We start from the raw sequence: 6,609 nt of genomic DNA on the forward strand, positions 1-6,609 counted from the left end.
AGGTGCAGCATGACGATGGAGTCCTTGCCGCCGGAGAACAGGATCACCGGCTTCTCGAACTCGCCCGCCACCTCACGGAAGATGTGCACCGCCTCGGACTCCATCGAGTCCAGGTGGTGCAAGGTCCTGGCCGCCTTGTGCAGGGGAACGACGGTGGTCACACGAGACCCCTCTGGTCGAGCAGCGCGAAGAGCTCCGCTGCGGATTGGTGGACGGTCTGGTGGTGCGACTCGATGCGCAGGTCCGGGGTTTGCGGTGCCTCGTACGGGTCGTCGACTCCGGTGAGACCGGAGATCTCGCCCGCGGCCTGCCTGGCGTACAGGCCCTTCACGTCCCGCTCGGAGCACACTTCGACCGGGGTGGCCACGTGGACCTCCAGGTACGTGGTGCCCGCGGCGGCGTGCCGCTCGCGGACGGCCTCGCGGCTGTCGGCGAACGGCGCGATCACCGGGACCAGGGCCTTGACCCCGTTGCTCGCCAGGAGCTCGGCGACGAAACCGATCCGCTGCACGTTGGTGTGCCGGTCCTCACGGCCGAAACCCAGGCCCGCGGAGAGGAACTCGCGGATCTCGTCCCCGTCCAGGACCTCCACCCGGTGTCCCCCGGCACGCAGCCGCTCCGCCAGCGCGTAGGCGATGGTGGTCTTGCCCGCGCTGGGCAGACCGGTCAGCCACACCGTGGCTCCCTGGTCGCTCACGCTCATCCGCTTCTTCTCCGTAAGGTCTTCGCTGGTCGTCGTCATCAGCCGTGCAGTCCGCACTCGGTCTTGCCGCGCCCGGCCCACCGGCCGGCCCGCGCGTCCTCGCCCTCCGCCACCCGGCGGGTGCAGGGGGCACAGCCCACCGAGGCGTAACCGTCCATCAGCAGCGGGTTGGTGAGCACACCGTGCTCGGCGACGTACGCGTCCACGTCGTCCCGGCTCCAGCGGGCGATCGGGGAGACCTTCACCTTCCGCCGCTTCCCGTCCCAGCCCACCACCGGCGTGTTCGCCCGGGTCGGGGACTCGTCACGGCGCAGCCCCGTCGCCCACGCCTCGTATCCGGTCAGACCCTCTTCCAACGGCCTGACCTTCCGCAGCGCGCAGCACAGGTCCGGATCGCGGTCGTGGAGCCTCGGCCCGTACTCCGCGTCCTGCTCGGCGACCGACTGACGCGGGGTGAGGGTGATGACGTTCACGTCCATCACCGCCTCCACCGCGTCACGGGTCCCGATGGTCTCCTCGAAGTGGTAACCGGTGTCCAGGAACACCACGTCCACGCCGGGAAAGGCACGCGAGGCGAGGTGCGCGACCACCGCGTCCTCCATCGACGAGGTCACGCAGAACTTCCTCCCGAAGGTCTCGGCGGCCCACCGCAGGATTTCCGGAGCCGGCGCATCCTCCAGGTCCCGGCCCGCCCGCTCGGCCAGCTTTTCGAGATCGGTCATCCGGCGGCTCCTTCACTGGGAAACGCAGCGCACGGGCAGGAATTCGCTCCGCCGAGATTAGCAATGCGGACACGTAAAGCACTGACGGTTCGCTGATCGCGGGCATTTTCGACCCGAAGGAGCCCGCCTGGGCCTCTCACCTGGGATTTCAAGGATTTAAGGGGATTTGCGGAGCGCGGTCAGGGAGCGGTAAGGCCGTTATCAGCGGACCGCCAGCACCCCTGTGTCATCCTGGGCCGAAAATTGCGTCGAATCCCGTGCTGGCCGACGGGCCAGAATGTGCGGATCCAGCGAATAAAGCCACCCACTGGCCGGTTTATGCATTCTGGCCGACATCCCCCGGAGAGGGCACGCGGAGAAATGACCCTGCAAGGACTGCGCCGAGGAAGGCTGATACGCCGCCTCGCACTCTGTCTCTCGGCGGTGGGACTCACCGCCTCCATGCTCACCGGAGCGGAACCCGCCGCCGCCGGCACGCCGGTCACCTGGACGTCCACCTTCCAGGGCACCGACGGCGTCACCTACTCGGCGACCAACCACCTGGTGCCGGCCTCGGGCGGCCCCGGCCGGCAGTGGATGCTCGTCTGGGCCGGACCTGCCAAGCAGCCCGCGCCCGACTTCCTGACCGTCATCGACGCCACCCCGGGCTCCCCCACGTACGGCAAGGTCGCCAACACCGTCACCGTCGGCCCGAACAACGGCAACGAGCCGCACCACATGCAGTACGTGTGGCACAAGGGCGACCGGATCTACGCCGGCGGCATCATGAGCGACACCACCTTCGTCTTCGACGCGAAGGCGCTGCCCGCGCTGACCATCGCCGGGGTCAACTCCACCGTCGACACCCCCTGCGGGACCCTGCCCGACGCCTACCAGGTGCTCAGCGACGGCACCGCGTACGGCACGTACATGGGCGGCCCGAACGTGACCGGCCCCTGCACCTACACGAACGGCCAGGTGCGGGTCGGCAACGGCGCCGCCGGCTCCCCCGGGGAGATCGTGCGGATCGGCCGGGACGGAAAGACCCTCGCCGAGATCCCGGCGGCCACCGAGGCCGGCGAGGACCCGGCCCAGTGCGGCAACGTCCCGGCGCTGCCCGCCGCGACCTGCGCGAACCCGCACGGGGTCGCCGTGCGCGAGGACCTCAACCTGATGGTGGCGAGCGACTTCGCCGAGGCCCGCAACTTCATGACGCCCGACTCGGAGCTCAAGGAGAACCTGGCCCGCCAGACCGTCCGCGTCTTCGACATCACCGACCGGAACAACCCGGCGCTGCGCTCGGTGTCCAAGGTCGCCGACGGACCGCGCGGGGCCCAGGAGCCGCGTGCCTTCTTCCGCGAGTCCCGGGTGGTCATGGAGACCGCGCTGACCAACCGGCCCGGCCACAAGGGCGCGTTCGTCTCCTCCATGGCCGGCGGGGCCGTCTTCTACACCCCGGACATCACCGCGCCCGCACCGCAGTGGAAGGAGGTCTTCGACGACACGACCGCCTACCGCGGATTCCAGCGCGACACGGGCGTCACCGGCAGCGGGGACAACGGCAGCTGGCTGGCCGTCAGCCCCGACGACCGGTTCCTCTTCCACACCGTGATGGGCCAGTCGGTGCCCTTCGGCAAGCCCCTCGACCAGACCACCGGCATGATCTACGTCCTCGACATCCAGAAGCTCCTCGCCGCCGGTGACGGGGCCACGTGCTCCGTCGACGAGCTGGCCGAGGCGAGCCGGGGCGGGCACGAGCGGGACTGCCCGGAGCTGGTCAGCACCGTGCCGATCCGCGACGTCAGCTCGGGCGGCCCCCACTGGGGCGCCATGGACAACTTCAGGCGGGGCGCGGACGGCGTCTACCGCGAGACGCAGAACGTCAGCCGGATCGCGGTCGCCAACTACTTCGTCGCCGGGTCCTTCGGCGGCGGCGGCGACCACCGCGTGTGCATGTTCGACCTCGACCGGCGCGGCCAGGTCTCCCTGGACCGGTCCTTCCGCGACGAGAACACCGGCAAGCCCTGCGTGGGCTTCAACCGGACGTCCTGGCCGCACGGCGACACCGGGGACGCCCAGCCGCACGGCGTCCTGTTCGTGGTCAGCGACAGCGTCGTACGACGGTGAGCGCTGTCCTCGCGGCGGCGGTCGTCCTGACCGCCGCCCTGGCGCTCGGCCTGGCGCTGCTCCTGCGCACCCGGCTGCTGCGCCGCCGCACCACCGCCTCGGCGTACTTCGCCGCGGCGGTGGCGTGCGCGGTGGCGGCCGGGCTGTGGTTCCCCGCGGGATCCGGCGGCCCGGCGGAGCCGGTGGCCGGGGGACCGCTGCTGGGCTCGCTCGCGCTGGGTGCCCGGCAGGTCCCGGTGCTGGTGGTGCCGAACCGGCCCGGGTACAACCTGGTGGCCGTCGCCGCCGACGACGCCTCCGCCGGGACCGGCCGCGACCGGCTCACCCGGGGCGAGCGGCGGCCCGGTTCCACCCTGACCTGGGTGCCGGTCGAACTGCCCGCCGGGCCCGCGCGGGTGTGGGTCTCCGCCGGCGGGGTCCTCGCGCCGCTGGCGGTGGACACGGGCCGGGCGGGCGGCGGGGGCCCGCGCGCCGACGTGCGGGGCGCCGACGGTCCGGAGTGCGCGAGCGCCGCCGCCGGGGCCGTCGTCGGCGGCAGCCCCGCGCCGCTGGCCGGCTGCCCGGCGGACCGGCTCACGGAGGCGGACGCCGCCGCGCTGCGCGAGACCGTCGGCTTCCTCGCCGGGCGCGGGGCCCGCTCCCTGGCCCTCGCCGAGGACGACTCCCCGCGCGGCCGGGCCGCCGCCGCCGAGGTGCGCGCCGCGGCCGCCCGCGCGGGCGTCTCCGTAGGGCGGCCGGACTCGACCCGGCAGCCGCTGGTCGTCACCGCCGGCTGGGCGGGCGCGGACACCGCCGTGCACGACGTCGAGGCGGGCCGGACCACTTCCGAGGGCACCTACCTGGCGCCCTGGCTGTTCACCGCGCCGCTGCTCTCCCCCGGCGCGGGCCAGCTGATCCCCCTGCGGTACGCGCCGAACAGCCCGGCCGCCGTGGAGTACCTGACGGCGCTCGGCGCCCGCCTGCCGGGCGAGCCGCCCACCGCCTCCGGGTACGAGGCCTGGCGCCTGGCCCGCGGGACGTCGGGCCCGGCGCCCGCCCGGCTGTACGCCACCGCCGTGCTCTACGTGCCCGGCAGCGGCGGCTCCGGCGGCCACCACCACGAGGGCGCGACGAGCTGGCTGCCCAGCGGAATGATCGTCCCGGTGGCGTCCCTCGGCACGGCCTGACCCCCTCCCCCCTCCCCGTAGGAGCACGGACTCATGACGGAAACAGTCGCGCCGCCGGTCCGCACCGCACGGACCGCACGGCCCGCCGCCAAACGCCCCGAAGGCCAGTGGGCGCTGGGCGAGCGGGAACCGCTCAACGCCAACGAGGAGTTCAAGCAGGCCGAGGACCCGCTGCTGGTGCGCGAACGCATCGAGCGGATCTACTCCCGCGAGGGCTTCGCCAGCATCGACCCCGACGACCTGCGCGGCCGGATGCGCTGGTGGGGGCTGTACACGCAGCGCAAACCCGGCATCGACGGCGGCAGGACCGGCTCCCTGGCCCCGGAGGAGCTGGAGGACGAGCACTTCATGATGCGGGTGCGCAGCGACGGCGGCACCCTCGACGCCGCCCAGCTGCGGGCGATCGCCGACGTCTCCGTGCGCTTCGCCCGCAACACCGCGGACGTCACCGACCGGCAGAACATCCAGCTGCACTGGGTGCGGATCGAGGACGTACCCGCGATCTGGCGGCGGCTGGAGGAGGTCGGCCTGTCGACGACGGAGGCCTGCGGGGACTGCCCGCGCGTCATCGTCGGCAGTCCGGTGGCCGGGGTGGGCGCCGACGAGGTCCTCGACGCGACCCCGGCCGTACGGGAGATCGCCGCCCGGTACATCGGCGACCCTTCGCTGTCGAACCTGCCGCGCAAGTACAAGTCGGCGGTGTCCTGGCTGCCGGACATCCCGTACGAGATCAACGACCTGGCCTTCCTGGGCGCGGTCCACCCGGAGCACGGGCCGGGCTTCGGCATGTGGGTGGGCGGCGGCCTGTCGACGGTGCCGGTCCTGGCGCGGCACGTGGGCGTGTGGGTGCCCCTCGACGAGGTCCCCGACGTGTGGGTGGCGGTGGCGCGGCTGTTCCGCGACTACGGCTACCGGCGACTGCGCGGGCGGGCCCGGCTGAAGTTCCTGATCGCCGACTGGGGCGTGGAGAGGTTCCGCCGGGTCCTGGAGGAGGAGTACCTGGGCCGGCCCCTGCTCGACGGACCGGCCCCCTCGCTCCCCCCTGTCCCGATCGACCACATCGGCGTACACCCGCAGAACGACGGCCTGTCGTACGTGGGCGCGGCGCCGGTCGCCGGACGCCTCTCGGGTACGAGGCTGGCGGCGCTGGCCGACCTGGCGGAGGCCCACGGCAGCGGCCGGGTCCGGCTGACCCCGTACCAGAAGCTGCTGGTGCTGGACGTGGCCGACCCCGAGCCCCTGGTCGCGGAGCTGGCGGAGATCGGCCTCCAGGCCCGCCCCTCCCCGTGGCGGCGGAACACGATGGCCTGCACCGGGATCGAGTACTGCAAGCTGGCGATCGTGGAGACCAAGGAGCGGGCGGCGACCCTGGTCGCGGAGCTGGAGAAGCGCCTGGCGGGAGAGGACGTGGGCCTGACCGTCAACGTCAACGGCTGCCCCAACTCCTGCGCCCGTACGCAGGTCGCGGACATCGGTCTCAAGGGCCAGCTGGTCGCCGACGAGGACGGGCGGCAGGTGGAGGGCTTCCAGGTCCACCTGGGCGGCAGCCTGTCGCTGGCGGCGGACCAGGAGGGCGGCTTCGGGAAGAAGCTCCGCGGCCTGAAGACGACGGCCGCGGACCTCCCGGACTACGTGGAACGCCTGACCCGCGCCTACCTGGCGGGCCGTACCGACGCCTCGGAGCCCTTCGCGACGTGGGCCGCCCGCTGCGAGGAATCCGCCCTGACGTAGGTCGTGTCTCTCAACTCCGTAACCAGGTGATGATCGCCGCCAGCACGGCTGCGGAGCGGTAGACGATCGCGAGTTTGATGCCCCTGTGGATGTCAAGCGGCGATCGCGGCGGGTCCTGTCTGGTCAGCCGGAGGGTTCGCTGGGACGAGAAGTCGGTAGATCTCTCGTGCGACGTAGCGTT

The 6,609-nt window shown here is 72.6% G+C and carries 5 protein-coding genes and 1 pseudogene; 3 read left to right on the top strand and 3 right to left on the bottom strand.

Annotated elements, in window-relative coordinates; translation table 11 throughout:
* From ACZ5D2_RS40740 to ACZ5D2_RS40750, 3 genes and pseudogenes are all read right to left on the bottom strand, one after another.
* A pseudogene (locus ACZ5D2_RS40740) lies at window positions 1–161 on the bottom strand (sulfate adenylyltransferase subunit CysD); the annotation flags it as partial.
* On the bottom strand, window positions 158–703 hold the full coding sequence (gene cysC, locus ACZ5D2_RS40745) for an adenylyl-sulfate kinase (RefSeq protein WP_371681564.1): 546 nt from the start codon (window positions 701–703) through the stop codon (window positions 158–160). The pseudogene ACZ5D2_RS40740 and the gene cysC, both read right to left, overlap by 4 nt.
* 38 nt (window positions 704–741) lie before the next feature.
* Entirely contained in the window at window positions 742–1,425 is a 684-nt protein-coding gene (locus ACZ5D2_RS40750) for a phosphoadenylyl-sulfate reductase (protein WP_331733299.1), read from the bottom strand.
* Window positions 1,426–1,785: 360 nt separating this feature from the next.
* Here ACZ5D2_RS40750 and ACZ5D2_RS40755 point away from each other — a divergent pair, with 360 nt between their 5' ends.
* From ACZ5D2_RS40755 to ACZ5D2_RS40765, 3 genes are read left to right on the top strand one after another with little or no spacing between them, the layout of a single operon-like run.
* On the top strand, window positions 1,786–3,531 hold the full coding sequence (locus ACZ5D2_RS40755; protein WP_331733302.1) for a hypothetical protein: 1,746 nt from the start codon (window positions 1,786–1,788) through the stop codon (window positions 3,529–3,531).
* On the top strand, window positions 3,528–4,697 hold the full coding sequence (locus tag ACZ5D2_RS40760; RefSeq protein ID WP_468936782.1) for a hypothetical protein: 1,170 nt from the start codon (window positions 3,528–3,530) through the stop codon (window positions 4,695–4,697). Before ACZ5D2_RS40755 ends, ACZ5D2_RS40760 begins: the two co-directional genes overlap by 4 nt.
* 33 nt (window positions 4,698–4,730) lie before the next feature.
* Complete coding sequence (locus ACZ5D2_RS40765) at window positions 4,731–6,428, top strand: nitrite/sulfite reductase (RefSeq protein WP_331733309.1); 1,698 nt, start codon at window positions 4,731–4,733, stop codon at window positions 6,426–6,428.
* Window positions 6,429–6,609 lie beyond the last annotated feature (181 nt).

This window comes from Streptomyces sp. NPDC031479, assembly GCF_055581065.1.

Bases quoted from the DNA above. Each gene is read 5' to 3' on its own strand.
- cysC (WP_371681564.1), bottom strand. From the start codon at position 703: ATGAGCGTGAGCGACCAGGGAGCCACGGTGTGGCTGACCGGTCTGCCC.
- ACZ5D2_RS40750 (WP_331733299.1), bottom strand. From the start codon at position 1,425: ATGACCGATCTCGAAAAGCTGGCCGAGCGGGCGGGCCGGGACCTGGAG.
- ACZ5D2_RS40755 (WP_331733302.1), top strand. From the start codon at position 1,786: ATGACCCTGCAAGGACTGCGCCGAGGAAGGCTGATACGCCGCCTCGCA.
- ACZ5D2_RS40765 (WP_331733309.1), top strand. From the start codon at position 4,731: ATGACGGAAACAGTCGCGCCGCCGGTCCGCACCGCACGGACCGCACGG.